General features: G+C 72.9%; 24 protein-coding genes. 13 read left to right on the top strand and 11 right to left on the bottom strand.

Translation table 11 applies throughout. The features are described 5' to 3' along the window. The first annotated feature begins 82 nt into the window (after nt 1-82). Entirely contained in the window at nt 83-250 is a 168-nt protein-coding gene (locus DA085_RS06710) for a DUF3117 domain-containing protein (RefSeq protein ID WP_109472186.1), read from the top strand. Nucleotides 251-256: 6 nt separating this feature from the next. On the opposite strand, the gene DA085_RS06715 is transcribed toward DA085_RS06710, so the two are convergent. Beyond that, nucleotides 257-889, bottom strand: coding sequence for an O-methyltransferase (locus DA085_RS06715; protein WP_109472187.1), 633 nt, complete (start codon nt 887-889; stop codon nt 257-259). A 118-nt stretch (nt 890-1,007) separates the two neighbouring features. Here DA085_RS06715 and sigE point away from each other — a divergent pair, with 118 nt between their 5' ends. The 3 genes from sigE to DA085_RS06730 are packed head-to-tail and all read left to right on the top strand — an operon-like array spanning nt 1,008 to nt 3,566. Then, on the top strand, nt 1,008-1,586 hold the full coding sequence (sigE, locus tag DA085_RS06720) for an RNA polymerase sigma factor SigE (protein WP_237565349.1): 579 nt from the start codon (nt 1,008-1,010) through the stop codon (nt 1,584-1,586). 47 nt (nt 1,587-1,633) lie between these two features. Next, on the top strand, nt 1,634-3,166 hold the full coding sequence (locus DA085_RS06725) for a S1C family serine protease (RefSeq protein ID WP_109472188.1): 1,533 nt from the start codon (nt 1,634-1,636) through the stop codon (nt 3,164-3,166). Nucleotides 3,167-3,173: 7 nt separating this feature from the next. Further along, nucleotides 3,174-3,566 carry a twin-arginine translocase TatA/TatE family subunit gene (locus DA085_RS06730; protein WP_237565350.1) on the top strand — a complete coding sequence of 131 codons (393 nt, stop codon included), beginning with the start codon at nt 3,174-3,176 and terminating at the stop codon, nt 3,564-3,566. A gap of 83 nt (nt 3,567-3,649) precedes the next feature. Here the strand turns inward: DA085_RS06730 and DA085_RS06735 are convergent, their stop codons facing one another. The 3 genes from DA085_RS06735 to DA085_RS06745 all read right to left on the bottom strand — a co-directional run bounded on the left by DA085_RS06735 (nt 3,650) and on the right by DA085_RS06745 (nt 6,814). Further along, nucleotides 3,650-4,783, bottom strand: coding sequence for an Mrp/NBP35 family ATP-binding protein (locus DA085_RS06735; RefSeq protein ID WP_109472189.1), 1,134 nt, complete (start codon nt 4,781-4,783; stop codon nt 3,650-3,652). A 95-nt stretch (nt 4,784-4,878) separates the two neighbouring features. Then, entirely contained in the window at nt 4,879-5,487 is a 609-nt protein-coding gene (locus DA085_RS06740) for a DUF1003 domain-containing protein (RefSeq protein WP_419866502.1), read from the bottom strand. Next, nucleotides 5,480-6,814, bottom strand: a complete 1,335-nt coding sequence (locus tag DA085_RS06745) for a magnesium transporter MgtE N-terminal domain-containing protein (protein ID WP_109472360.1) — start codon at nt 6,812-6,814, stop codon at nt 5,480-5,482. The genes DA085_RS06740 and DA085_RS06745 overlap by 8 nt, the downstream gene beginning before the upstream one ends. A 137-nt stretch (nt 6,815-6,951) precedes the next feature. Between DA085_RS06745 and DA085_RS21815 the strand changes: the two genes are divergently transcribed. The 3 genes from DA085_RS21815 to DA085_RS06755 all read left to right on the top strand — a co-directional run bounded on the left by DA085_RS21815 (nt 6,952) and on the right by DA085_RS06755 (nt 8,873). Then, nucleotides 6,952-7,074, top strand: coding sequence for a hypothetical protein (locus DA085_RS21815; protein WP_272914477.1), 123 nt, complete (start codon nt 6,952-6,954; stop codon nt 7,072-7,074). A 76-nt stretch (nt 7,075-7,150) separates the two neighbouring features. Next, nucleotides 7,151-7,801 (top strand): YflT domain-containing protein, encoded by a 651-nt coding sequence (locus DA085_RS06750; RefSeq protein ID WP_202619132.1) that lies wholly within the window; start codon nt 7,151-7,153, stop codon nt 7,799-7,801. Between the two features lie 52 nt (nt 7,802-7,853). Next, complete coding sequence (locus DA085_RS06755; RefSeq protein WP_109472190.1) at nt 7,854-8,873, top strand: LLM class flavin-dependent oxidoreductase; 1,020 nt, start codon at nt 7,854-7,856, stop codon at nt 8,871-8,873. A 13-nt stretch (nt 8,874-8,886) separates the two neighbouring features. Here the strand turns inward: DA085_RS06755 and DA085_RS06760 are convergent, their stop codons facing one another. Further along, complete coding sequence (locus DA085_RS06760; protein ID WP_109472191.1) at nt 8,887-10,380, bottom strand: aminopeptidase P family protein; 1,494 nt, start codon at nt 10,378-10,380, stop codon at nt 8,887-8,889. 60 nt (nt 10,381-10,440) lie between these two features. On the opposite strand from DA085_RS06760, the gene DA085_RS06765 reads away from it, so the two are divergent. Further along, complete coding sequence (locus DA085_RS06765) at nt 10,441-11,952, top strand: threonine/serine exporter family protein (RefSeq protein WP_237565351.1); 1,512 nt, start codon at nt 10,441-10,443, stop codon at nt 11,950-11,952. A gap of 63 nt (nt 11,953-12,015) precedes the next feature. On the opposite strand, the gene DA085_RS06770 is transcribed toward DA085_RS06765, so the two are convergent. Beyond that, complete coding sequence (locus tag DA085_RS06770; RefSeq protein ID WP_109472192.1) at nt 12,016-12,699, bottom strand: hypothetical protein; 684 nt, start codon at nt 12,697-12,699, stop codon at nt 12,016-12,018. 74 nt (nt 12,700-12,773) lie between these two features. Here DA085_RS06770 and DA085_RS06775 point away from each other — a divergent pair, with 74 nt between their 5' ends. Continuing rightward, nucleotides 12,774-13,634 carry a PHP domain-containing protein gene (locus DA085_RS06775; RefSeq protein WP_109472193.1) on the top strand — a complete coding sequence of 287 codons (861 nt, stop codon included), beginning with the start codon at nt 12,774-12,776 and terminating at the stop codon, nt 13,632-13,634. Nucleotides 13,635-13,643: 9 nt separating this feature from the next. Here the strand turns inward: DA085_RS06775 and DA085_RS06780 are convergent, their stop codons facing one another. Beyond that, on the bottom strand, nt 13,644-15,161 hold the full coding sequence (locus DA085_RS06780; protein ID WP_109472194.1) for a DEAD/DEAH box helicase: 1,518 nt from the start codon (nt 15,159-15,161) through the stop codon (nt 13,644-13,646). Nucleotides 15,162-15,370: 209 nt separating this feature from the next. Here DA085_RS06780 and DA085_RS06785 point away from each other — a divergent pair, with 209 nt between their 5' ends. After that, nucleotides 15,371-16,066 carry a ferritin-like fold-containing protein gene (locus tag DA085_RS06785; protein ID WP_161958437.1) on the top strand — a complete coding sequence of 232 codons (696 nt, stop codon included), beginning with the start codon at nt 15,371-15,373 and terminating at the stop codon, nt 16,064-16,066. A gap of 94 nt (nt 16,067-16,160) precedes the next feature. Here DA085_RS06785 and DA085_RS06790 read toward each other — a convergent pair whose 3' ends face one another. From DA085_RS06790 to DA085_RS06800, 3 genes are all read right to left on the bottom strand, one after another. After that, the gene (locus DA085_RS06790; protein WP_109472196.1) at nt 16,161-16,442 is read right to left on the bottom strand and encodes a GlsB/YeaQ/YmgE family stress response membrane protein; all 282 of its coding nucleotides are present in this window, start codon (nt 16,440-16,442) and stop codon (nt 16,161-16,163) included. 151 nt (nt 16,443-16,593) lie between these two features. Continuing rightward, nucleotides 16,594-16,818: a DUF3107 domain-containing protein gene (locus tag DA085_RS06795; RefSeq protein ID WP_109472197.1), complete on the bottom strand. Its 225-nt coding sequence runs from the start codon at nt 16,816-16,818 to the stop codon at nt 16,594-16,596. A 44-nt stretch (nt 16,819-16,862) separates the two neighbouring features. Then, a complete protein-coding gene (locus DA085_RS06800) occupies nt 16,863-17,555 on the bottom strand; it encodes a TetR/AcrR family transcriptional regulator (protein WP_237565352.1) in 693 nt (230 codons plus the stop codon). On the opposite strand from DA085_RS06800, the gene DA085_RS06805 reads away from it, so the two are divergent. The 3 genes from DA085_RS06805 to DA085_RS06815 are packed head-to-tail and all read left to right on the top strand — an operon-like array spanning nt 17,550 to nt 24,503. Continuing rightward, nucleotides 17,550-17,876: an MGMT family protein gene (locus tag DA085_RS06805; RefSeq protein ID WP_109472198.1), complete on the top strand. Its 327-nt coding sequence runs from the start codon at nt 17,550-17,552 to the stop codon at nt 17,874-17,876. The two genes, DA085_RS06800 and DA085_RS06805, sit on opposite strands and share 6 nt — an antisense overlap. A gap of 16 nt (nt 17,877-17,892) precedes the next feature. After that, nucleotides 17,893-21,216, top strand: a complete 3,324-nt coding sequence (locus DA085_RS06810) for a UrvD/REP family ATP-dependent DNA helicase (RefSeq protein ID WP_161958438.1) — start codon at nt 17,893-17,895, stop codon at nt 21,214-21,216. Further along, nucleotides 21,213-24,503 carry an ATP-dependent helicase gene (locus DA085_RS06815; protein WP_237565353.1) on the top strand — a complete coding sequence of 1,097 codons (3,291 nt, stop codon included), beginning with the start codon at nt 21,213-21,215 and terminating at the stop codon, nt 24,501-24,503. Before DA085_RS06810 ends, DA085_RS06815 begins: the two co-directional genes overlap by 4 nt. 61 nt (nt 24,504-24,564) lie before the next feature. Here the strand turns inward: DA085_RS06815 and DA085_RS06820 are convergent, their stop codons facing one another. Next, nucleotides 24,565-26,634, bottom strand: a complete 2,070-nt coding sequence (locus DA085_RS06820) for a phosphotransferase (protein ID WP_109472200.1) — start codon at nt 26,632-26,634, stop codon at nt 24,565-24,567. Nucleotides 26,635-26,703 lie beyond the last annotated feature (69 nt).

Below are 26,703 nucleotides of genomic sequence, written 5' to 3' on the forward strand. Positions count from 1 at the left end.
ATAATAGGCTTCCAAGCACTGACCGTCGCGGCCTCGCGGCAGGGAACTCGCGGCCCGCGGCCGCGTCAGGAGGAGATCAGACATGGCAGCCATGAAGCCCCGCACCGGCGACGGCCCGCTCGAGGTCACCAAGGAGGGCCGGGGGATCGTCCTGCGGATGCCGCTGGAGGGCGGCGGCCGTCTGGTCGTGGAGATGAACGCCGACGAGGCCACCGCCCTGGGCGAGGCCATCAAGGGCTGCCTGGGCTGAGCCCCCTCAACGCTTGACGGCGGCGAACAGCCCGTCACCCACCGGGAGGAGGGCCGGCACGAGCCGGTCGTCCTCCCGCAGTGTCTTGCCGAGGTCCCGGATCACCGTGGTGCTCTCGTCACGCGCGGCCGGGTCGGCCACCCGGTCGTGCCACAGCATGTTGTCCAGGACGAGGATGCCGCCGCGGCGCAGCACCCGGATCCCGTGCTCGGCGTACAGCGGGTAGCTGGGCTTGTCGGCGTCGATCAGCACCATGTCGTAGGTCGCGTCGTTCAGGCGGGGGAGCACCTGCGTGGCGTCGCCGCCGATGACCCGCGTGCGTTGCGGGGGGATGCCCGCCTCCGCGAACGCCTTCTTGGCCATCCGCTGGTGCTCGGGCTCCACGTCGATCGTGGTGAGAATGCCGTCCGGGGCCATCCCCTGCAGCAGCCACAGCCCCGAGGAGCCGGCGCCGGTGCCGATCTCCACGACCGTCCGGGCCTGCAGGGACGCCGCCAGCAGCCGCAGCACGCTGCCGACCGCCGGGTGCACGGGCACGGCACCCAGGGCCTCGCCCTCGCCCGCCGCCCGCTCCATCAGTTCGCTGGGGGCGATGAAGCTCTCGGCGTAGGCCCAGGACGCCAGTTTCTGAGTGCTCATGGCCCCACACTAATGCGCCGCGGGCCCTCAGGAATCTCCCAGCCAGGTCTGCCAGTGTGTGAGGACGGTGATCGCGCAGCAGGGGCGCGGTGGCCCCGCCTCGGAGATGGAGGACACCATGGACGCACCAGAGCAGGACTGGCAGGTCCCCACGTGGGACGAGATCGTCCGAGACCACTCCGCCCGGGTCTACCGGCTGGCCTACCGGCTCACCGGCAACCAGCACGACGCCGAGGACCTCACCCACGACGTCTTCATCCGCGTCTTCCGCTCGCTGCACACCTACCGCCCCGGCACCTTCGAGGGCTGGCTGCACCGCATCACCACCAACCTGTTCCTGGACCGCGTGCGCCGCAAGCAGCGGATCCGGTTCGACGCGCTGAGCGACGAGGCCGCCGCCCGGCTCCCCAGCAGGCTGCGCGGGCCGGAGGAGCAGTATGACGCCACTCACCTGGACGACGACGTCCAGCGGGCACTGGCCGGGCTCTCCCCCCAGTTCCGCGCGGCCGTCGTGCTCAGTGACATCGAGGGCTACTCCTACGAGGAGGTCGCCCAGACCCTGGGGATCAAGCTCGGCACGGTGCGCTCGCGCATCCACCGTGGCAGGGCCCAGCTGCGCGAGGCCCTGGCGCACCGCGCCCCGCAGCCCGCGCGCTCCAACATCTCCCACAGCCAGCCGATCCCCGTCCTGGGCTGAGGGGCGCGGGTTCGGTCCCGCTCAGGTGATCAGGCAGAATCAGGCCCATGGCTGACGAGCGAGACCTCGACGACGCGGACGGCACCGACACAGCCGACCGTCCCTCAGCCTCCGAGCCCGGGGCGGGCCACGATCGTGGGGCGGACTCCGACCGTGGGGCGGGCTCCGACCGCGACGACACGTCCGCGCTGCCCATCGACCGGACCTCGGCGATCCCGCTCGCCCAGACCTCTGCCTTCCCGCCCTACCCGGGGCCCGGGACCGTGGGCCACTCCGCCTACGCCCCGCCCTCCCCGCAGGGCAGCCATCCGGCCTACTCGTCCACGTCGGACCCCTACGCGGCGACCACGTCGGACCCCTACGCGTCGCCGCTGCCCAGCGGCTACGCCACGTCCACGCCCGCCAGCCACCCCGCCTACGGCGACACGTCCTCCCAGGCCGGCCACACGGCATACGGCCAGGGGAGCGGAGCGACGGCGCCACCCCGGCCCCGACGCTCCCCGGGCGCCGGACTGCTGGTCGGCGCCCTCGCGCTCGGCCTGGTCGGCGGCGGCGCCGCGGGCTACCTCGGCGGCCTCCTGGCTGAGGACGAGCAGGAGCCCACGGCCAGCGTGATCGAGGCCGCGCCGGTCGGCACCACGCCGCCCACCGCCGTCACCACGATCGCGCAGCACGCCCTGCCCAGCGTCGTGTTCATCTCGGTGGGCTCCGGTGCCGGCGGCGGGGTCGGCTCGGGCTTCGTGGTGCGCGAGGACGGCTACCTGGTCACCAACAACCACGTCGTCGAGGGGGCCGGCGACAACGGCACGGTCCAGGTCACCTTCTCGGACGGGCGGGAGATGGAGGCCGAGATCGTCGGCGCCGACGCGGAGTACGACATCGCGGTGCTCAAGGTCGACGAGACCGGCCTGCAGCCCCTCGAGTTCGGCAACTCCGACGAGCTGCAGGTGGGTGCGTCGGTGGTCGCCGTCGGGGCACCGCTCGGGCTGGACAACACCGTCACCTCCGGCATCGTGTCGGCGCTGAACCGGCCGGTCATCGCCGGGGGCGGCTCGGGGTCGACCTCCTACATCAACGCCATCCAGACCGACGCGGCGATCAACCCGGGCAACTCCGGTGGCCCCCTGCTGGACCTCAACGGCCACGTGGTCGGCGTCAACTCCGCCATCGCACAGATCCCCGGCGACCTCGGTGGCGGCCAGTCCGGCAGCATCGGTCTGGGCTTCGCGATCCCGGCCCGGCAGGTGGAGCACACCGCCAACCAGCTGATCGAGACCGGTTCCAGCAACCACCCGATCATCGGGGTGATGCTCGACATGACGCATACCGGGCCGGGCGCGAAGGTGCTCGAGGAGGGCCTCGCCGACAGCCCCTCCATCGTCGAGGGCGGGCCGGCCGACGAGGCCGGCGTGGAGCCCGGCGACCTGATCCTCGAGGTCGACGGTGAGGAGATCGAGCACGGCAGCCACCTGATCATCGTGCTGCGCAGCCACGTCATCGGCGACGAGGTCGAGCTCCTGCTGCGCAGTCCCGACGGCGAGGAACGCACCGTGACGATGACCCTGCAGGGCTCGGAGTAGGCGCGCCGTGCTCAACCTCAGTGGCGGCGAGCTCATGCTGCTCATCGTGCTCGCGCTGGTGATCCTCGGTCCGGACAAGCTGCCCGGGTATGCCGCCAAGCTGGGTCAGTTCGTCCGCTCGGCGCGGGACATGGCTGAGGGAGCAAAGACGCACATCCGCGAGGAGATGGGCCCCGGCTTCGACGACGTCGACTGGAGCGCCCTGGACCCTCGTCAGTACGACCCCCGCCGCATCGTGCGCGAGGCCCTGTCGCCGGAGTCCACAGTGGCAGCGCCGCGCGAGTCAGCCTCGGCGCGGGCGGCCAACGAGGCCGCGATCGCCGGAGGCCGTGCCCCGAGGCCGCGGGCCCAGGCCTTCGACCCGTCGGTCCCCACGCCGTGGGACCCGGACGCCACCTGAGCCGACGGAGGTCGCCCACCGCACTCGGCTCGACTGGGCCGTGGGTTAGGTCGCCGTGCGCTCGGTCGGGGGTTGCGCGGAGGTCAGCGGCCGGTCGGGGTGATGCCGAGCTTGCGGCCGGCCAGGCCGCGCCCGCGCTGCGCCAGCTGGCGGGCGATGCCCCGCAGAGCGGTCGCCGCGGGGGAGTCCGGCGTCCCGAGCACCGCGGGCACCCCGGAGTCCGAGCCCTCGCGCAGGGTCGTGTCGAGCGGGATCTGACCCAGCAGCGGGACCTCGGCACCGATTGCGCGGGACAGGCTCTCGGAGACGGCCCGGCCGCCGCCGGAGCCGAAGATCTCCTGGCGGCTGCCGTCGGGCAGCTCCAGCCAGGACATGTTCTCGATGACGCCGACCAGGCGCTGGTGCGTCTGCAGGGCGATCGACCCGGCGCGCTCGGCCACCTCCGCGGCGGCCTGCTGCGGCGTGGTCACGACCAGCAGCTCGGAGTTGGGGAGCAGCTGGGCGATGCTGATCGCGATGTCGCCGGTGCCCGGCGGCAGGTCGAGCAGCAGGACGTCCAGGTCGCCCCAGAAGACGTCGGACAGGAACTGCTGGACCGCGCGGTGCAGCATCGGGCCGCGCCACACGACCGGCTGGTTGCCGGGCACGAACATCCCGATCGAGATGACCTTCACCTCGTGGGCGATCGGGGGCAGGATCATGTCGTCGACCTGCGTCGGCTGCTGCTCCACGCCGAGCATCCGGGGCACCGAGAAGCCGTAGATGTCGGAGTCCACCACGCCCACGCGCAGCCCCTCGGCCGCCATCGCGGCGGCCAGGTTCACGGTGACCGAGGACTTGCCGACGCCGCCCTTGCCGGAGGCCACGGCATACACCCTGGTCAGCGTGTCCGGCCGGGCGAAGGGGATCTCCTTCTCCGGCGCCCCGCCACGCAGCTGGGACCGCAGCGCGCCGCGCTGCTCGTCGCTCATCACCCCGAGCTGCACCCGGACGTCCGTGACGCCCGCGACGGACTGGACGGCACTGGTGACGTTCTTGGTGATCGTGTCCTTCATGGGACAGCCGGGCACCGTCAGCAGGATCGTGGTGTTGACCCGCCCCATCTCATCGATGTCGACCGCCTCGACCATGCCGAGCTCGGTGATCGGCTTGCGGATCTCGGGGTCGTCGACCGTCGCCAGGGCAGCGTTGACGGCATCAAGGGTGGGAGCAGACATGTCCCCATGGTACGTCCGCACGCTGCACGTTCCGTGCCGAGGGTGACTGACCGCAGGCGGGTCCGGTCGCGGCTCCCGCGCGGTGCGTGCGCGTCCTATCGGTCCCGGCCGTCGGCGACGGGCGCGGTCTCGTCGGTGTCGGGTCCCTGCAGGCGCAGGCCGCGCTCCTCCATCTCCTCCAGCAGGCTGCGCAGCTCGCTGCGGACGAAGTCCCGGGTCGCCGCGTCCCGCATCGCGATCCGCAGGGCCACGACCTCCCGGGTCAGGAACTCGGTGTCGGCCAGGTTGCGCTCGTCCCGCGTCCGGTCCTGCTCGATGACGACCTTGTCGCGGTCGGCCTGCCGGTTCTGGGCGAGCAGGATCAGCGGCGCGGCGTAGGAGGCCTGCAGGCTGAGCATCAGCGTCAGGAAGATGAAGGCGTAGGGGTCGAACCGCAGGTCTGCCGGCGCCAGGAAGTTCCAGGCGATCCAGACCAGCACGAAGACCGTCATGTAGCCCAGGAAGCGGGCGGTGCCCATGAACCGGGCAAACCCCTCGGCGAACCGGCCGAAGGCATCGGGGTCCATCTGGGGCCGGGTGACCAACCGGCGGCGCGCGGCCAGCGGCTGGTCGAGCCGGTCGGCGCGCCGTTCCACCTCGCGGTCGACCGCGCGCTCGGCGAGCCGGTCGCGGCGCGGTGGCGGGCTCGGAGTCGGCTCAGACACGGGCTGCCCCCTGGGAGTTCGTCTCGGTGCTCGGCGGTGTGCCCGACTCGTCGTGCCGTTCCTCGCGCCAGTCCTCCGGGAGGATGTGGTCGAGCACGTCGTCGACGGTCACCGCACCGAGCAGGCGCCCCTCGTCGTCGGTCACCGGCACCGCCACCATGTTGTAGTTCGCCATCAGGCGGGTCACCGTCTCCAGGGACGCGTCTCCGGGGACGGGCTCGAAGTCGCGGTCCACGATGGAGCCGATCGACTGGTGGGGCGGCTCCCGCAGCAGCCGCTGGATGTGCACGATCCCCAGGAGCCGCCCGGTCGGTGTCTCCAGCGGTGGGCGGCAGACATACACCAGCGAGGCCACCGCCGGCGAGATCTCCTCGCGCCGGACCATGGCCAGTGCCTCCGCGATGCTCGCCTGGGGGCCCAGGATGACCGGCTCGGGGGTCATCATGCCGCCGGCCGTGTCCTGGTCGTAGGTCAGCAGCCGCCGGATCGGAGCCGCCTCGTCCGGCTCCATCATCTCCAACAGCTCCTCGACGGTCTCCGCCGGCAGCTCAGCGAGCAGGTCGGTCGCGTCGTCGGGCTCCATCACCTCGAGGACGTCCGCCGCCCGCTCCGCCGTCAGGCCGGTGAGGATCTCGATGCGGTCGTCGTCGGGGAGCTCCTCGAGGACGTCGGCGAGCATCTCGTCGTCCATGGCCCTGGTGACCTCGGCCCGGCGCTTGGGGGAGAGGTCGTGGATGGCGTCGGCCAGGTCGGCCGGCTTGCGGTCCTCCATGCTCTCCAGGAGTGCGTGGGCACCCTGCTCGGCCACCGACAGGTGCAGCCCCTCGACGTCGTCGATGGGCACCAGCACGGTCTCGCCCCTGGGCCGGCGCAGCCGCAGCCCCGGACGGGACGGTGCCGGAGCGCCCTTGCGGCAGAACACCCGGGTCACCACCCAGTCGCGGCTCGGCTGCAGCTCCAGGGCCACGTCCTCGACGACGGCCGGCTCCGGCCCGGTGTCCCGGTCGATCATGACGCGGACGGGCCGGTCGAACAGCTCGGCGACCACGCTGGTCTCGCCCGGGCGCTGCTCGAAGCGGCGCATGTTCACCAGGCCGGTCGTGATGACCTGCCCGGCATCGATGGTGGTCACCCTGGTCATCGGGAGGAAGACCCGCTTGCGGCCGGGCACCTCGACGACCAGCCCGATGGACCGGGGGCCGGTGCTGCGGCGCCGCGTCGACATGGCGAGGACCACGTCGCGCACCCGACCGACCTCGTCGCCGAGCGGGTCGAAGACGCTGAGTCCGACCAGGCGGGCGACGAAGACGCGGGGGTTGCTGCTCACCACCGCAGGATAGCGAGGGGACCGTGGGCGGCCGCTGTGTGACCGACCTCACCGGCCGTCTGGGAATCTCCTGGTAGCCCGCGGCGCTGTACCCACTGAAGAGTCTTCACGCAACGAACAGGAGCACGAACACCCTGATGGGTTTCCAGACCGGCAGCACCTATGACTACGCCACCCTCCGCGCCTTCCGCCACCGCCTGCCCGCGGATGTCGCACGCAGGGCCATGAAGCCGCGCAGGCGGTTCTTCGGCCTGCGCTGAGTCCCAGCACTCGCCCGCACGCACGGCCCGGACGCTCGGTGAGCGCTCCGGGCCGATTCAATGTCAGGATGGCTCTGTGACCAGCATCTCCAGCACCGGCCGCGGCCCGGTCAGTGGCCTGACCCTCGAGTACCCCATGTCGCTGGGTGTCTTCGACAAGTACGAGGACGCCCAGAAGGCCGTCGACTTCCTCTCCGACCGGGAGTTCCCCGTCGAGAACTGCATGATCGTCGGCACCGACCTCCGCCAGGTCGAGCGCGTCACCGGTCGCCTCACGACGGGGCGCGTGGCGCTGGCCGGCCTGGTCACCGGCATCTGGATGGGCCTGTTCGTCGGCCTCATCTTCGCCCTCTTCGCCCCCAGCGGCGACGCCTTCACGACCGTCCTGTGGTCCATGCTGTTCGGTGCGGTGTTCGCCCTGGTGTGGGCGCTGCTGGGGCACGCGCTCACGCGCGGCCGGCGTGACTTCACCTCGGTGTCGCAGGTCATCGCGACGCGCTACGAGGTGCTGACCGAGCACAAGTTCGCCCAGCGCGCCCGTGACCTCCTGGTCGAGCTGCCCGGCGGCCCGGGCTCGCTCACCCACCGGCCGCCCACACCCTCGCAGCCGCCGGCCCAGCAGCCGCCGTCGGCCCCGCCCCAGCAGCCCTCGGCAGGCCCCGGCGGCCCGCAGACGCCGCCCGCCGGGCCCGGCCACCGCCCCGGTCCGCCCGACCCGCAGGGCTGAGCACGCGGCATACGGACGGAATGCCCTGCGGTGCACGGAGGTTGGTGACGGAGTGAAGAAGATCGGGTTCCTGTCCTTCGGTCACTGGACCGACTCCCCGCACTCCCAGGTCAGGACGGCCTCCGACGCCCTGCTGCAGTCGATCGACCTCGCGGTCGCAGCCGAGGAGATCGGTGCCGACGGCGCGTACTTCCGGGTGCACCACTTCGCCCAGCAGCTGGCCTCCCCGTTCCCGCTGCTGGCGGCCGTCGGTGCCCGCACCGAGCGCATCGAGATCGGCACCGGGGTGATCGACCTGCGCTACGAGAACCCGCTCTACCTGGCCGAGGACGCCGGCGCCGCCGACCTCATCTCCGGTGGCCGGCTGCAGCTGGGGATCAGCCGCGGGTCGCCCGAGCAGGTCATCCGCGGCTATGAGTACTTCGGGCACGTGGTCCCGCAGGGCACCACCGACGCCGAGCTGGCCCGCGAGCGTGCGCTGCGGTTGCTGGAGGTGCTGGAGGGCGAGGGGTTCGCCGAGCCCAACCCTCGCCCGATGTTCCCCAACCCGCCGGGACTGCTGCGCATCGAGCCGCACTCACCCGGACTGCGCCGCCGGATCTGGTGGGGTGCCGGCTCGCGTGCCACGGCCGAGTGGACCGCCCAGCAGGGGATGAACCTGATGAGCTCCACCCTGCTCACCGAGGACACCGGCGTGCCCTTCCACCAGCTGCAGGCCGAGCAGATCCAGGTGTTCCGCGACGCCTGGCAGCGTGCCGGCCACGACTGGGAGCCGCGGGTCTCGGTGAGCCGCAGCATCTTCCCCCTGGTCAGTGCGACAGATCACCAGCTCTTCGGGCTGCAGACCCGCAGCCAGGACCAGGTCGGTCGGCTCGAGGGAGGGTTGGCCAGGTTCGGCAAGACGTATGCCGCGGAGCCGGACCAGCTCATCGAGCAGCTGGCCGGTGACGAGGCCGTCGCGGCGGCGGACACCCTGCTGCTCACGGTGCCCAACCAGCTGGGCGTCGACTACAACGCCCACATCCTGGACAGCGTGGTGCGGCACGTCGCGCCGGGGCTGGGCTGGCGCTGAGTCCCCGGGTCGTCTAGCGCTGGCCGCCCGCGCGGACCCACGCCTCGACGTCGTCGGCCGTGCGGGGGAGCGCGGCGGACAGGTTGCGGCAGCCGTCCTCGGTGATGACGACGTCGTCCTCGATGCGCACCCCGATGCCGCGGTACTCCTCGGGCACCAGCAGGTCGTCGGACTTGAAGTACAGACCCGGCTCGACGGTGAGGACCATGCCCGGCCTCAGCTCGGCGTCCAGGTAGTCCTCGCGCAGCGCCAGCGCACAGTCGTGCACGTCGAGCCCGAGGTGGTGGCTGGTGCCGTGCACCATCCAGCGGCGGTGGAGCTGGCCGTGCTCGGGGTCCAGCGTGCTCTCCACGGTGACGCCCTCCGGCAGCAGGCCCCACTCGAACAGCCTGGTCGCGATGACGCGGATGGCCGCGGCGTGGATGTCGCTGAACCTGTTGCCCGGACGCGCGGCTGCCAGGCCGGCCTCCTGGGCCTCCAGGACGGCCTCGTAGACCCTGCGCTGGGTCTCGGTGAACGTCCCGTTGACGGGGACCGTGCGGGTCACGTCGGCGGTGAACAGCGAGTCGACCTCCACGCCCGCGTCGAGCAGGAGCAGCTCCCCGTCGCGGACCTCACCGGTGTTGCGGATCCAGTGCAGCGTCGTCGCGTGGTCGCCCGCGGCGCAGATCGAGTCGTAGCCCACGCCGTTGCCGGAGTGGCGCGCGTGCAGGCCGAAGACGCCCTCCACCCAGCGCTCGCCCCGCCCGCGACGGACCGCCTCGGGCAGCTCGGCCACGACCGCGTCGAAGGCCTCGGCGGTGGCGTCGCAGGCCACCTGCATCTGGTTGATCTCCCACTCGTCCTTGACCAGGCGCAGGGTGGACAGGAAGCGGGACAGCTCGCGGTCGGCCTCCACGGCGGCCTCCGCGTCGTGCTGCGCGGCCTGTGACCGGGCGATCTCGACGAGCTCCGACACCTCGGCGTCGGCCTCGGCCACCACCCGGACGGTCACCGCCCCGGCGTCCTTGGCGACCGCGTCGGACAGCTCGGACAGGTCGCGGGTCGCGACGCCCAGCTCGGAGGCCATGCCGGCCAGGGTGGGACGGCGCCCGACCCAGAACTCACCCACCCGGGAGTCGGCGAAGAACTCCTCGGTGTCGCGCCCGGCGAGCGGTCGGAAGTAGAGCACCGCCTCGTGGCCGCCGTCCTCGAGCGGGTCCAGCACCAGCACGGCGTCCGGCTCCCGGTCCGACCCGAGGCCGGTCAGGTGCGCGAACGCCGAGTGCGGCCGGAAGACGTAGTCGGTGTCGTTGCTTCGGACCTTCAGCCCACCCGCGGGGAGCACGAGCCGCTCCCCGGGGAAGGCGGCGGAGACCGCCTCCCGGCGCGCTGCGGCATACGTCGCGGCCTCGGTCGTCCCGGGCAGCTCCTCCCCGTGCTCAGCCCAGCCGCTGGCGATGAACCGGCGGAACTCGGGGTTGTTGGGGCGGCTGCGGTGCTCTGCCTTGTGCTGCTTCTCACTCACGCGGCCATCCTTTCACGCCCGGGGACGCAGCAGCCCGGAGGAGTCCCTACGCTGGTCGGTGTGAGCGACGAGCCGAGCCTGCCCGACCTGCCGCTGGGGGGCGATGTCACTGGCCCCCAGGTGATCACCGGGCGGCAGGTGCGGGCCGTCCCGCGCGTCGGCAGAGCCTGGCGGCACCGCGCGCAGTGGGCGGTGCGCGGTGTCGGTCCGCCCACCGTGGCGATCGGCCTGCCCGGCAGTGACGACGCCGTCTCGCAGCGGCACGCGCGGGCCGTGATCGACCTGGCCCTGCGGGTGGGTGAGGCGATGCTCTCCACCGGGGCCTCGGCGGCCGACGTGGTGGCCACCGTGCTCCGCCTGGTCGGTGCCTACGGCATCCGTTCGGCCCACGTCGACATCACCTTCACCTCGATCACCGTCTCCATCCACCGCGGCCTGGACGAGGACCCGCTCGCGGTCATGCGGGTGATCCGGGTGCGCACCCGGGACTACACGCGGCTGCAGAACCTGCAGCTGCTGGTCGATGAGATCGCCCAGCCCCAGCCCGGGGAGGACGCGCCCGACCCCGAGGTCGCCCGGGACCGGTTGGCCGCGGTGCTGTCCGCGCCCCACCCCTACCGCCGCTGGCTGGTCACGGCGGGCGACGCCATGCTGGCGGTCGGCGTCGTTGCACTGTTCGGTGCCGGCCCGATGATGTGGCTCATCGCCGCCGTGACGACCGTCGTGGTCGTCGCGGTCCAGCGCAGGCTGACCCGGGCCGGGGTCGCCGACTTCCTCAACCAGGCCGTGAGCGCTGCCATCCCCACCATGGTGGCGGTCGTCATCTTCTGGACGCGCTCCAAGGGTTGGGAGATCCCCGGGGTCGAGTCACCGTCCCTGGTGGTCATCTCGGGGATCATCCTGCTGCTGTCCGGGCTGAGCGTGATGGGCGCGGCCCAGGACGCCATCGACGGCTACTACGTCACTGCCTCCGCACGCGGGCTGGAGGTCCTGATCCTGACCCTGGGCCTGGCGGTTGGGGTCGCCACCGTCCTGGGCATCGCCTGGCGGCTCGGCATCCCGATGGAGATCTCGCCCTTCATCTCCGTGGGTGGCATGCCGCTGCAGTCCACCCTGGCCGCCGCCGCGATCGGGGCGGGCTTCGCCTGGGCCACCTACACCGGGTTCCGGGCCGTGTTGCTGGCCACGGCCATCGCGGCCGGGTCGTGGGCCGTCTACGAGCTGATGATCCTGGCGAGTCTGGGGCCCGCGGAGGCCGTGGTCGTCCCGGCGATCGTCGTGGGCGCGGTCGCCTATGCCGCCCACCGCCTGCTCCGTGTCCCCGAGCTGGCGATGGTGATGGCCGGGATCGTGCCGCTGCTGCCCGGCATGGCCGTCTATCGCGCGATCTTCCTCGGCATGGACAACACGGTGCTGCTGCCGCAGGCAGCGGCCGAGGTCGTGCTGGCGGTCTCGACCGGCCTCGGCCTGGCCGGCGGGGTCTGGATCGGCCAGTACCTCGCCCGGCGCCGGTTCGGGCTCGACGTCGCCGCGCAGCGCGCCCGGATGCGCGCGCGAGGTGCCCCCCGCTGACCGGACCACCGTATGCCGCTGGGCCGGGTCACCGGACCCGGCCCAGCGGCATACCCGGGCAGGTCAGTCCTGCCAGGCCCAGGTGGACAGGAGGTCCTCCATGATGGGCTGGCTGGCCTCCTGCTGGGACTTGGCCGTGCTGAAGGTCGTCACGTAGAGGCGGTCGTTGTGCTCGGCCCACCACTGGGTCTGTGCGACCTCGACGCCACCGGTCGTCCGGGTGAGGACGAAACCGTAGGCGTCGGTGCCGTCGATCTCGATGGGGTCGAGCATCTCGTAGTCACCGTCGGCCCCGGCCACCTGCTCGGCGGCCGCCTCGATCGAGTCCGCGAGGTCGCCGATCGGCTCCTCGCTGGCGACCACGAGGTTGACGAAGAAGTCGTCGGTCATCTCGTCGTCCCGGACCGCGATCTCGACCTGCTGCTCCACCTGGTCGCGCACGTCCAGCCACCCGTCGGGCGGGGTGATCTGGAAGGCCCCGTCCGCAGCGGTGACCGGGCCGCTGGGGGCCGCCGTCTCCTCGGCCGCGTCCGTGGGCTCCTCGGTGGCCCCGTCGTCCTCGGGTGCCTCGGTGGTCGGTGCCCCGTCCGTGGTCGCCGGACCGTCGGTCGTCGAGGACTCCTCGGTGGTCTCCGCCGGCGGGGTCTGCTCGACCTCCGGCTCGTCGCCGCCGCACCCCGCCAGCAGCAGGGCGCTCAGGGTCGCGGTCACGGCCACGGCGCGGAAGGGGGTGGGGGTGCGTCGCATCAGGGTTCCTCGGTCTGTGGGGGACTGCTCACCCGATCCAGTATGCCGGGGGAGGCCTCAGTAGGTTGAACGTCATGAGGATCGACCTGCACACCCACTCCACCTGGAGCGACGGCACCGAGACACCGGAGCAGGTGGTCGGGGCGGGTGTGGCCGCGGGGCTGGACGTGCTCGCGCTCACCGACCACGACACGGCGGGCGGCTGGGCAGAGGCCGACCGGGCCGGTCGCGCGGCGGGCCTCACCGTGATCCCCGGACTGGAGCTGTCCTGTCAGAGCCGGGGGACGAGCGTGCACGTGCTGGCCTACCTGGTGGACCCCGACGGCGAGGTCCTCCGCGAGGAGATGCAGCGGGCGCGGGACTCCCGTGGCGCCCGGCTGCGGGCGATGGCCGACCTGCTCATCGCCGACGGCTACCTCGACTCCTACGAGCAGGTGCTCGCACAGCTGGAGGACGGGGCGACGGCGGGGCGACCGCACCTGGCGGACGCGATGGTCGCCGCGGGACGCTACCCCGACCGCAACGCCGCCTTCGCGGGGGTGCTGGGGTCGGGGTCGCGCTACTACGTGGGTCACTACGCCACCGACGTCATCCGTGCCGTCGAGGTGATCAGGGACGCGGGCGGGATGGCGGTGCTGGCGCACCCCCTGGCCGGCGCGCGGGGACGCGTCGTCGGTGACGACGTCATCGAGGCGATGGCCGAGGCCGGCCTGGGCGGGATCGAGGTCGATCACCGCGACCACTCACCCCGGGAGCGGGCGCACGCAGCGGCGCTGGCACAGCGGCTGGGCCTGCTCCCCACCGGCGCCAGCGACTACCACGGCGCGGGCAAGGTCAACGAGCTCGGCGAGAACACCACGACCCCGGAGGTGCTCGCCGCCCTGCTCGAGCAGGGCAGCGGGGCGGCGCCGTTGGGAGCCGAGCTCAGCTGGTGAGTGCGGTGGTCACTCGCCGGCGCGCTGGGTCGCCTGCTGGTCGCTGCCGCCACGACGGCGCTGGCGACGGCGCGGCTTGCGCTGGGGCGACTCACCGTCGGCAGGACGCGTGCCCGACTGGGCCTCGGCGCCTCGCTCCGACTGACCCCGGCCGCCGCCCGAGCGGCTCCTGCCACCGGAGCGGCCCGGCCCGCCGCCGGTGCGGTCCCCGCGGCCGCGGCCCCCGCCGCCGTGCCGCCCACCGGTCTCACCAAGGTCCTCGTAGCGCTCGGCGGCCAGCCCCTCGCGGGTCCGCGCCGACCTGGGCAGGGTGCCCCGGGTGCCCTCGGGGATCTTCAGCTCGCTGAACAGGTGGGGTGAGGAGGAGTAGGTCTCGGTCGGCTCGGGGATCCCGAGGTCGAGAGCCTTGTTGATCATGCCCCAGCGGTGCAGGTCGTCCCAGTCGACGAACGTGAGCGCCACGCCCGTGGCGCCCGCGCGACCGGTGCGGCCGATGCGGTGCAGGTAGGTCTTCTCGTCCTCGGGACACTGGTAGTTGATGACGTGCGTGACGTTCTCGACATCGATGCCGCGGGCGGCCACGTCGGTGGCGACCAGGACGTCGACCTTGCCGTTGCGGAAGGCGCGCAGGGCCTGCTCGCGCGCGCCCTGACCCAGGTCGCCGTGGATGGCGGCGGCCGCGAAGCCGCGCTCGGTCAGGTCGTCGGCGACCTTGGCCGCGGTGCGCTTGGTGCGCGAGAAGATGATCGTCAGCCCGCGGCCCTCGGCCTGCAGGATCCGCGCCAGCATCTCCACCTTGTCCATGGCGTGCGCGCGGTAGACGAACTGCTCGACGGCGGCCACGGTGTGGCCCTCGCCGTCCTCACTCATCGCCCGGATGTGGGTCGGCTGGGTCATGTAGCGGCGAGCCAGCGACACGACGGCGCCCGGCATGGTGGCCGAGAAGAGCATGGTCTGGCGGCCGGCGGGGGTCATCGACAGCAGCTTCTCGACGTCCGGCAGGAAGCCGAGGTCCAGCATCTCGTCGGCCTCGTCGAGGACGACGGTGCGGGCGTGGCCGAGGTCCAGGTGACCCTGCTGGGCCAGGTCGATCAACCGACCGGGGGTGCCGACGACGATCTCGACACCGCGGCGCAGCGCCTCGATCTGCGGCTCGTAGGCGCGACCGCCGTAGACGGTCAGGACGCGGATGCCACCACGCTGGGCGGAGGCCTTGGTCAGGTCACTGGCGACCTGGACGGCCAGCTCCCGGGTCGGGGCGACCGCGAGAGCCTGGGGGGCGCCCGGCTTGGGCAGGGCGTCGAAGCCCTCGTCCTGGGGCGCGGTCACCCGCTGGATCATCGGGAGGCCGAAGCCGAGCGTCTTGCCGGTGCCGGTCTTGGCCTGGCCGATGATGTCGTGGCCGTCGAGGGCGACCGGCAGGGTCATCGCCTGGATGGGGAACGGGTGGGTGATGCCGCCGTCCGCGAGGGCGGCCACGATGTCGGCGTGGACGCCGAAATCGGCGAAGGTGCGGGTTTCTTCCATGGGAGACGTCTTCCGGTCAGCGGACCCTGAGCCGGGAGGACAGACTGATGTCGCCCGGTGTCCGGCGCGTGCGCGCCGCAGGAGGGCCCTGCGTGGTCGGGCCGATCGGAAGTCTTCTGGGGCGGCTGCTGTGGCAGCCAGGCGTCATGCCGACCGGGCACCGCTGGTGTGCTCAGTCTAAGCCCTCGACGGAGCGCTACGGTGCAGGCATGGATCCTGTGCACCCAGACGGCCCGGCCACGGCCGCGACCGGACCATCGGCGGAGGCCCTCACCGACCTGCTGGGGGCGATCGGTTACGCCGAGCTCACCGCGGGGCTCCGGATGGCCACCGACGCGCTGGGTGCCCCCGGCCTGGGCGTCCGGATCTGGATGGGCCGCGCCGCCGGCGCGGAGCTCGAGCACTTCGAGCGCATCGCCGCACGGCTGCGGGAGCTGGGCCACGATCCGGAGGTGGTCATGGCCCCCTTCGCCGCGCCGGTGGACGCCTTCCACGAGCGCACCCGCCCGCGGGACTGGCTGGAGGCGCTGGTCAAGGCCTACGTCGGCGACGGCATCGCCCGCGACTTCTACCGGGAGGTCGCGCAGCACGTGGACGGACGCTCCCGGGAGCTGATCGAGTCGGTGCTGCAGGTCGACGCCCAGGACGAGTTCGTGGTGCGCGCCCTCACCGACGCCATCGAGCTGGACCCCGCGGTGGCGGGGCGCCTCGCCCTGTGGGCCCGGCGCCTCGTCGGGGAGGCGATCGCGCAGACGCAGTATGTCGCGCTGGAGCGGGACGCGTTGCTGGGCCTGCTGGTCGGTGGTCACGGGAACGGTGTGGACCTGGCCGACCTCGGACGGATGTTCACCAGGCTCATCGAGCTGCACGGCGAGCGGATGGCCAGGCTGGGCCTCACGCCGTGACCCGGCCCCACGGCATACGGCCCGTAGCGACCTGGCCACACGAAGAGGCGTGGCCCCCCGGACGGGGACCACGCCTCTTGTGGTGCGTGAGAGGTCAGCCGAGACGCTTGTTGGTGTCCCTGCCGGTGACCGCGCCGTAGATCAGCACGAGCACGATGGCGACCACGACGCCGAGGGCGAACGCGATCCAGTCGACACCGCCGGTGTTCTCGTTGCCGCTCATCAGCGTGTAGAGCCAGGACCCCAGGAGAGCCCCCACTGCACCGAGCAGGATCGTCATCGGGACGGAGATGTTCTGCTTGCCGGGAAGGATCAGACGCGCTAGCGGGCCGATGATGCAGCCGGCGATCAGCGCCGTGATGATGGTCCAAATCATGTCGATCGCACCTTTCTGTGCCACCGGGCTGATGGCGGTCGTTGACCTGGTTGCCCGAGCCTGACCGGGAGGGTCAGGGCCATCCGCAGTTTATCGGGATGCCGTCTCACAGTGTGGGATCAGACGATGGGGCGGTCTGTCCTGCGTGCGTTCAGTAGCTGCCGAACCCGACCCGGCCGGCCTCCTCGACACCGATCTCGACGTAGCCGACGGCCTCCACGGGGACCACGACGCGGCGACCCTTCTCGTCGGCCAGCTCCAGGACCTTCTCGCCGGCGAGCGCGGCCGAGACGATCTTCTGGACCTCGTCGGGCTTCTGCGAGGACTCGATGACGACCTCACGGCTGACGTGCTTGACACCGATACGAACTTCCATGCTCCCTCAAATCTCTGGTCGGTCTGTGGTCTTCGGCGTCAACGTTAGTCGGAGCCGGTTTCTGCCCGGTTGAGCGGGAACCGTCCCAGACCGCGCCAGGCAACCGTCGAGATGAGCTCGATCGCCTCCTCCAGCGGTGTCTGTCGCCCCTCGGCGACCCAGCGCTGGGCGCACGCCTGGGCCATACCGACCAGGCTGACCCCCAGCAGCTGGGCACTGCCGAAGGGCATGCCGGTGTCCTGGACGATCAGCTTGGCGACGGCGTCGGCGCACTGGCGGAACGGCCGGTCGAGCAGGTCGCGGACGGCGGGCTCGCTGACCAGGTCGGTCTCGAAAAGCAGCCGGTGCGCGTCGTGCGGGGCGTCCGCGAACTCGAAGTAGGCACGGACCGTCGCGGCCACCCGCTCGGCGTTGTCCTCGCTGGAGGTCAGGGCGGCCTCCAGCTGGTCGATGAGCAGGTCGCTCTGGGTCTCGAGCAGACCGAGGTACAGCTCCAGCTTGCCGTCGAAGTGCTGGTAGAGAACCGGTTTGCTGACCCCTGCGCGCTCGGCGATCTCGTCCATCGAGGTCGCGTGGTAGCCGGACTCGACGAAGGCCTCCTGAGCTGTGGCGAGCAGCTGCTCTCGGCGGGCCGCTCGGGGGAGACGAGCGGGTGGGGTGACGTCGTTGCTCGGCAGGTGGTCCTCCTCGGGTCGTGCTCCCGCGGGAGCTCTCGGTCCTATCCTGGGTCGATGCACCCAGACCTGGCGGACCCTGCGCCACTTCCCGTCTTCGCGGGCCGGGTGATCGAACTTGTTGACAGTATCCCGTCCGGCCGCGTCCTGAGTTACGGGGACGTGGCGGAGCTGCTGGAGTACGGCGGAGCCCGCCAGGTCGGTCAGGTCATGTCCCGGTACGGCGGTGGGACGTGCTGGTGGCGCATCGTGCGGGCGGACGGGCGGCTGCCGCCGGGCAAGGAGGACGAGGCGCGGGCCCGGCTGCTGGCCGAGGGCACCCCGCTGACCAGCCGCGGCGTGGAGATGCGCCGCGCCCGGTGGGACGGTGTCAGTGGCTCCTGATCTGATGGGGCCGGTGATGACCACGGAGGAGCTGCTCGACGACTCGCAGCTGGCGGCTGTCCGTGAGCGGGTCCCGGTGCTGCAGGTGATCGGCGCCCCGGGCACGGGGAAGACCACCGTCGCCGTCGCGACCGTGGTGGACCGCGTGACCAGGGACGACCTCTCGGCCGACACGGCGCTGGTGCTGGCGCCCACGCGGGTCGCCGCGGGTCGGCTGCGTGACGCGATCACCGCCGCCGTCGGCGGCACGACGACCCAGCCGATGGCGCGCACTCCCTCCGCCTTCGCCTTCAGCCTGCTGACCGATGCTGCCGCGTCCGAGGACGAGCCGCCGCCGCGGCTGCTGTCCGGTGCCGAGCAGGACGTCGTGCTGGCCGACCTGCTCGCCGGCCACCGCGAGTCCGGACGGGGACCGGCGTGGCCGGCCGGCCTCCGCGACGCCCTGTCCACCAGGGGTTTTCGTGACCAGCTGCGCGACCTGCTCATGCGCACCGTCGAGAACGGCCTGGGGCCCGAGGAGCTGAGGGACCTGGCCAGCCGTCACGGTCGATCGGAGTGGGCGGCGGCAGCTGAGGTCCTGCGGGAGTACGACGAGGTGACGGCGCTCCAGCGCCCCAGCACCTACGACCCCGCGTGGATCTGCACGGCGGCCGCCGACCGGCTGGCCGCGGACCCTGAGCTGCTCGACCAGGTGCGACGACGGGTGCGCCTGATCGTGGTCGACGACGCGCAGGAGCTCACGGCCTCCGCTGCCCGGCTGGTCGAGCAGGTCTACCACCCGGGCCTGTCGGTGGTCCTGATCGGCGACGGCGACGTGACCGGTCAGGGGTTCCGCGGTGCGGACCCGGCCCGGTTCAGCCGTCTGGCGGACCGGCTCGCCGCCCGCTCCGGCGGGGTGCCCCGCCGTGCCGTGCTCACCGTGAGCCACCGCCGCTCCGCCGGCCTGCTGGAGGCCACCGGCCGGGTGGTCGACCGCATCGGCGCCACGACGGGCACCGACCACCGCCGGCCAGCGGCCACCGCGGAGGGCGGCGGCGACAGCGCGGCGGGCGGCGACAGCGCGGAGCCGTTGCAGGTGGTCACGGTCCGCAGCGCGGCCCAGGAGGCCGCCCTGGTCGCCGGCTGGTTCCGGAATGCCCACCTGGGTGACCGGAGAACACCCTGGTCACGGATGGCCGTCCTGGCGCGCAGCCGCTCGCGGCTGGACCAGGTGCGGCGTGCCCTCGTGGGTGCTGGCGTGCCGGTGCACGAGCCGCCCAGCACCGGACCGCTCCAGGAGCACCCCGTCGTGCGGGCCCTCCTCCTGGCCTACGAGGTGTGTCTCCGGCCGCCGGGGCAGGGCTGCTCCGCGGCCGAGGCGGTCGAGCTGGTCACCTCCCCCCTGGGCGGTGCCGACCCGGTCGCCCTCATGCGGCTGCGCCGGGTGCTGGCGGCAGCAGAGCGCGAGGACGGCGGAGCCCGACCGTCCGAGGAGGTGCTGGCCGCCCTGCTCGACCAGCCGGCCGGGCTGCGGCTCCTCGGGTTCGACGCGGGCCCGGCCGCGCGCCTCGCCGAGGTCCTGGCCGCCGGTCGCGCCGCCGCGACCCGGGGGCCGGACGGCGGCTGGGCACCGGGTGTCACCGCCGAGACAGTGCTCTGGGCCCTCTGGGCCACGGCCGGCGTGGCCGACTCCTGGCGTGCCGCGGCCCTCGCCGGCGGGGCGGCAGGAGCACGCGCCGACCGTGACCTGGATGCCGTGATGACGCTGTTCGGTGCCGCCGAGTCGTATGTCGACCGGTTGCCCGGGCGTGGACCCGACGGTTTCCTTGCCCACGTCCGGGCGCTGGAGGTGAGCCCCGACTCGCTGGTGGCCAGGGCCCGTCCGAGGGAGGCCGTCGAGGTGCTCACCCCGCAGTCGGCGGCGGGCAGGGAGTGGGACCTGGTCGCCGTGGTGGGCGTCCAGGAGGGCGTGTGGCCCGACCTGCGGCTGCGGGACTCACTCCTGGGCGCCGAGACGCTGGTGTCCGTGCTCCACGGGCGGCCGGTCGAGGGCACGGCCGGCCTGCGGGCCGCCCAGGCCCAGGTCCGGGCGGACGAGGTCCGGCAGTTCTACGCCGCCCTGACCCGCAGCGCCGGCTCGCTCCTGGTGACGGCCGTCGCCAGCGTCGACGACCAGCCCTCGAGCTTCCTGGACCTGGTGGACCCCACCGACGGCGAGCGGGTTCCGGTCGACGTCGCACCGCCCCTGACGCTGCGGAGCCTGGTGGCCAGGTTGCGTGCAGACGTGGTCCGGGCACAGCGCGACGGGGACCACGCTGCACGGGACCGGGCGGCCAGTCACCTGCTCACCCTGGAGGAGGCCGGCGTCGGGGGCGCGGCCCCGGCCGCCTGGTGGCGTGGCCGGAGCCTGTCCGACGACCGGCCGCTCCAGGAGGACGGCCCCGTGCCCGTGTCGCCCTCGCGCGTGCAGGCGTTCAGTGAGTGCCAGTTGCGGTGGCTGCTCGGCAGCCACGGCGGCGACGCCGGCGGGGCCACCGCCAGCGCCGTCGGCACCCTGGTGCACGACGTGGTCTCCGCGGCGCCAGGGGCTGCTGCCGAGGAGCTGACGGAGGCGTTGCGGGGCCGGTGGCACGAGCTGGCGCTGGGGGAGGGCTGGGTCCAGACCCGGCAGTGGGAGCGAGCCGTGCGCATGCTGCACCGCTACACCAGCTATGTGGCCGAGGCGACCGCACAGGGGCGTGAGCTCCTCGGGGTCGAGCTCGACCTCACGGCGCAGCACGAGCGCGCCCTCATCACCGGGCGGGTCGACCGCCTGGAGCGCGACGCAGCGGGTGAGCTGCTGGTGATCGACCTCAAGACCGGCTCGTCCCGCCCCGCCCGCAAGGACATCCCGCACCACCCGCAGCTGGGGGTCTACCAGGTCGCCGTCGTGGAGGGCGGGGGCGAGCGACTGCTCGCTCAGCTCGATGACGGGCAGCCTGCAGGGCAGCCGCCCGACGACCGGCGGCACTCCGGCGGTGCTCCGACCGAGGGCACCACGGGGGCCCGGGCAGGGGAGGTCCGAGAGCCGCTCGAGGCACCGTCCACGCCGGGACACACTGACCGGCCCGGCGTGGGGACCGCAGGTGCCGCGCTGGTGCACCTCGGCGCCCCGGGCGGGACGACGACCCTCAACCACGGGCTGCAGCGACAGGCGCCGCTGGGCGAGGACCCCGAGCCGGAGTGGGCCCACGACCTGGTCGCGCGCACGGCCAGCGGCATGGCCGGTGCCCAGTTCCCTGCCTCACCCGGTGCGTGGTGCCGCGTGTGTCCAGTGAAGTTCAGCTGCCCCATCCAGCCGGAGGGGCGGATGCTCGCGTGAACCCACACCTGTCCACCACACCCCTGGAACAGCGCGGAGAGATCGGTTCCCCCGTGGGCAACGGCCCGGGACGACCGTCGCTCGGCGCGCTCGAGATCGCGGCCGCCCTCGGTCAGCTGCCACCCACGGCGGAGCAGGTCGCGGTGATCGAGGCACCGTTGGAGCCGACCCTCGTGGTCGCGGGCGCCGGGTCGGGCAAGACCGAGACCATGGCGGCCCGGGTGGTCTGGCTCGTCGTCAACGGCATCGTCCGCCCCGAGGAGGTCCTGGGCCTCACCTTCACCCGCAAGGCGGCCATCGAGCTCGGCGAGCGGATCGGCCGTCGACTGCGCACCGCCACCGAACGGGGTCTGTGGTCGCCTGAGGAGGACGAGGTGCCTCTCCCGGAGGTCTCGACCTACCACGCGTATGCCGGACGCCTGGTCTCCGAGCACGGGCTGCGGTGGGGCATCGAGCCCGACTCCCGACTGCTCTCCGAGGCGTCGGCCTGGCAGCTCGCGCACGAGGTGGTGCACACCACCGACGCCGACCTGTCGGGATTCGAGAAGGCTCCCTCGACCCTCGTGGATGCTGTGCTGTCCCTGTCGGGGGAGCTGGCCGAGCACCTGGTGGAGACCGCGCCGGCCCGGGAGCTGGTCGAGCGTTACGCCGCGAGGCTGGTCGGCCTTCCCGGTCGGGACCACAAGAAGCCGCTCAAGATCGCCGCGGACACGGCCGCCGACCTGCGCGACCAGGCGCGGGTCTATCCGCTGGTGGACCGCTACCGCGAGCTGAAGCGCGCCCGTGGCCTCCTCGACTTCGCCGACCAGATGGCCATCGCGGCCCGCCTGGCCGCAGCGCTGCCGTCGGTCGGCGCCCAGGAACGCCAGCTGCACCGCGCGGTGCTGCTGGACGAGTTCCAGGACACCAGCGAGGCCCAGATGGTGCTGCTGTCCAGTCTGTTCTCCGGTCACCAGCTCCCCCTGACGGCGGTCGGCGACCCCAGCCAGTCCATCTACGGCTGGCGCGGGGCCAGCGCCACCACGCTGAGCAGCTTCCCCGAGGAGTTCCCGGCCGGTGGACGGCCCGCCACCGTGCTGCCGCTGTCGACCTCCTGGCGCAACTCCGAGCGCATCCTGAGCGTCGCCAACGACGTGTCAGCGGCGCTGCGGCGCGCGAGCAGGGTGCACGTCGCCGAGCTGCGGCCCCGGCCGGGAGCCGAGGCGGGCAACGTGCGGGCCGCGCGCCTGCTGACACACCGTCAGGAGGCGGACTACGTCGCCGAGTGGGTCCGTGGCCACTGGCTGGACGCCGACGGAGCCCCGACGGGCCGCACAGCCGCCGTCCTGTGCCGCAACCGTGCCCAGTTCGACCAGGTCGTGCAGGCACTGCGGGAGCAGGGTCTCCCGGTGGAGATCGTCGGGCTGGGTGGGTTGCTCAGTGCTCCCGAGGTCGCCGACCTCGTCGCGCTCCTGACCGTGGCGCAGGACCCGACCAGGGGCGATGCGCTGATGCGCCTCCTGACCGGACCCCTGTGCCGGCTGGGTGCGGCGGACCTCGACGGGCTCTGGGCGTGGGTCGGCGCGCTGGCCGAGCGCGACGGGCTGCCACGCAGCGAGGTGGTGCTCTCCGACGCCCTCGACCGGCTCCCACCGCCCACCTGGACCGCCTCACGGGGCCGCAGGGTCAGCGAGGTCGCCCGAGACCGGGTGCGCGCACTGGGGCAGGCCGTCGACCGGGTCCGGTCCCTGGCTGGTCTGCCGCTGCCCGAGCTGCTCGTCGAGGCCGAGCGGGCGATCGGCCTGGACCTGGAGGTCGCCTCCGATCCCGACCTGCCGCCCGCCTGGGGACGGGCCCAGCTCGATGCCCTCGCGGAGGTTGCCGCGACGTTCTCGGTCACGGCTGAGCGACCGACCCTCGGTGGCTTCGTGGACTGGCTCGAGGCCGCCCGGGAGCGGGAGCGGGGCCTGGAGATGGCCGAGGTCGCGGTGTCGGAGTCGGCGGTCCAGGTCCTCACCGTCCACGCGGCCAAGGGCCTGGAGTGGGACGTCGTGGCGGTGCCGGGACTGGCCGAGGGCATCTTTCCGTCCTACTCGACCCAGACCAGGGTCACCGAGACGGGATGGAAGGCACGGACGCCCACCGACAGGGGGTGGCTCACCGGCATCGGCAAGCTGCCCTACCCGCTACGCGGTGACGCCGCGGGGCTCCCCGCTGCCCCGTTGGACGCGGTGCAGGACACCCAGGAGCTCAAGGAGGGTCTCGAGGCGTTCGCGATCGCCGGCGGACGTCACCAGCTGCAGGAGGAGCGACGTCTGGCCTACGTCGCCTTCACCCGCGCGCGGCACGACCTGCTGGTGACCGCCCCCGTCTGGTCCACAGGCCAGTCGCCGCGGGAGACCTCGCGCTTCCTCCTGGAGCTCGTCGCAGCGGGCGACGGTGTCGAGACCGACCGCTGGGAGGCGATGCCGGACCCGGACGACCCTCAGCAGGCAGTCAACCCGTTGCTGGCGGAGGAGGAGCTGGCTCCCTGGCCCACGGTCCCGGATGCCCGTCGACGGCTCGTCGCCGATGTCGTCCAGGCGGTCCTGGACGCCCGCCGCACCGGCACGCTGACCTCCCCGGGACCGGAAGACGAGGTGGGCGCGGACGTCGCCCGCTTGCTGCGCGAGCGCGAGGAGCTGCGCGCCTCGCGCCAGACCGCCGGCCAGGCGCAGCTGCCAGCGCACCTGTCCACCTCCGGCCTGGTCCAGCTGACGGCCGACCGCGACGCCTATCTGCGCGATCTGCGGCGGCCTGTCCCCGGGCCGCCCGCTCACGCAGCCCGTGCCGGCACCTCCTTCCACGCGTGGGTGGAGCGGCACTACGGCATGCCCTCCCTGGTCGAGGTGGAGGAGCTGCTCGCAGACACCGAGGACACCGGTCACGAGCTGGTGGACCTCTCCCGTATGCGGGAGAACTTCCTGGCCAGCGAGTGGGCCGGCAGGGTGCCGGTCGAGATCGAGGTGCCGGTCGAGACGCTGATCGGAGGTCGGGCGATCCGTGGTCGGATCGACGCCGTGTTCACCGAGGCCGACGGCTTCGTCGTGGTCGACTGGAAGACCGGTGCGCGTCCCGGCAGCGAGCGGGAGGCCACGCGGATCCTGCAGCTGGCGGTCTACCGCGTCGCCTACGCCAGGCTGCGTGGCATGGACCCCGACCGCGTCGGGGCTGCGTTCTTCTATGCGGCGACCGGTGAGACGGTCCGCCCCGACCTGCCGCCCGAGCTGGACCTCCAGGAGCTGGTGGCGCGGGCCACCGAGGGGTAGCCGGGCGGACTGGTGTCTGCGGACGGGTGTGTCCGGCGAGGTGCTCCGTGGTCCTCGCGGGTCAGGCGCGACCGGGGCCGTCGGTCTCAGAGGGGTCGATGTCCGCCTCATCCGGCATGCCGTACAGCGTGTGGAGGCGCTCGCGGGTCTCGCGCTCCTCGCGCTCCTGCTCGCCGTCGCCCTCGCGCTCCCGCTCGCCGTCCTCCTCGCGCTCCCGCTCGCCGTCGTCCTCGCGCTCCCGCGCGTGGCCGTCCTCTCGGGCCCGCGCCTCACGCTCCGACGGCTCGAGTGCCAGGTCCTCGCGGGTGCCCTGCGCTGACTCGCCTGCCGAGGTCTCGTGGCCGGCCGCGGTCGCCCTGCCCTCGGGCGGGTCGACACTCCCGCCGTCCAGCGGGGAGGGAAGAGGTTCGTCCGGCTCGTCCTCCAGCATCTCGGGGAGGGTTGGCACGGAGGGGGCCGGCTCGTCAGGGGCCGACGTGTCACCCGCGTCGGGCGCCGACGACAGGTTGTCCGACGTGACCTTCGTGTCCGACCTGCCCTGGTCCCCGGCAGGAGCGGCAGCGGCGACGGCATCGACCGTGTCCTGGTCGGCCTCGTCTGCGCCCTGATCGGCGACGTCGGTTCCCTGGTCGGCCTCGTCGGCACCCTGATCGGCGACGTCGGTTCCCTGGTCGGCCTCGTCGGCACCCTGGTCCGCGACGTCAGTGCCCTGGCTGCTCTCGTGGGCCTCCTCGACGGGACGGAACATCGGGATCGGGGCCGTGACATCGGCCGGGGAGACCCGCGGTGCCGGCTCGTCCCTGCTCGCGTCGTCGGTGGTCGCCGCACCGTTCGCTTCGTGCAGCTCCTCGTCGCGGGCGGGTCCCTGGTCGTGGGCGTGGTCGCGCTCGGGGTGGGCCGGCTCGAGGTGCCCGCCGTCGGCGGGAGGCTCCACCACGAAGGCCGGCTCGTCGTCCTCTTCCGGGACCGGCGGAACCGGTGCGGTGGACAGGCTCTCGGCACCCTGCACCGAGGCGAACTGCTGCTCAGGCGCGGACTGATGCTCGTCCACGGACTGCCCGTCCGCGGACGGCTGACCCTCCGCAGGCTGCTGGTCCTCCAGAGGGTGCTCCCCGTCGACAGGCTGCGCGCCCTCGACGAGGTGCTCCTGCGCAGGTTGGGTCGTGACCGGCGGGGCCAGGGCGGTCCGCGGGACCAGGGAGTCGTCATTGGCGGTCAGCCGGTCCAGCTTGCGCAGCTGATCCGCTCGGCCCCGGACGAAGGCCTGGTCACCGGCACCCATGCCGGCCACCAGACCGGTCAGCAGGCGCATCTCGGAGGCCAGGCGCGCGCGGTTCAGCAGGTAACCGTCCGGCCGCTGCGACCGTGCCATCGAGTAGCTCTCCAGGACCGCGTCAACCGCCCGCGGGTGGGACTTCTCAACCAGTCGGGCGAAGTCCTCCGCGGGATCGGCCACCTGGGCGCGCTCCCAGCCGGTGAGGCCAACCACCCGGCCGCTGGACGCGTCGTCGTCGGAGAAGGCGACCAGGAAGGAGGACCCGTCGAGGGAGCCATGGGTCGGGACGGTCGTGAACTGCCACATCGGGGCAGCGTCCAGAGCCTGCTCCCACCGGGCCAGCAGACCGTTCGGGACGTGACCGGTCTCGGCGGCCCGGTCCAGCTCGGTGAGCTTGCGCGCGCGGTACTCGGCGGCGTCGAAGACGGGGACGGCGTGCTCCTCGAACAGCTCCCGGGGCATGTTGTGGATCGCCGCGACCGCACGTCCGACCGCGCTGGCCAGGCCGGCCCCCTGCGGCAGGTGCCGCAGGCTGAGAGCCAGCCCCTCGACATACGGGTAGACAGCGGCCCTGCCGTCCGGCCCGAGGTCGGCATAGCCCGCGGCCGCGGGCACCCTGAACGGCAGGTGCTTGCCCAGCTGCCGGACCAGGTCGTCGTTGCGCTCCAGCTCGGCACCCGCCGCCGCGCTCAGTGGTGAGCGGACCACCCACATCCGCCCGGTGACGTCCTCGACGAGGGCGGACTGGTGGAGGGGGTTCTCCTCCGCCGTGCGGACGGCGGCGACCGACACCGGCCGCATGCCGGGCACGGCGGCGGTGGCCAGTGCTGCCAGGGCCAGGTCGCTGCGAATCACGGTCCCTACCGTATGACGTCCGGTCCGCACCGTGCTGGACGCCGCGCGACACGACTGTCCTCAGACCCG

Source organism: Ornithinimicrobium cavernae (assembly GCF_003121625.1).
GTDB lineage: Bacteria > Actinomycetota > Actinomycetes > Actinomycetales > Dermatophilaceae > Ornithinicoccus > Ornithinicoccus cavernae.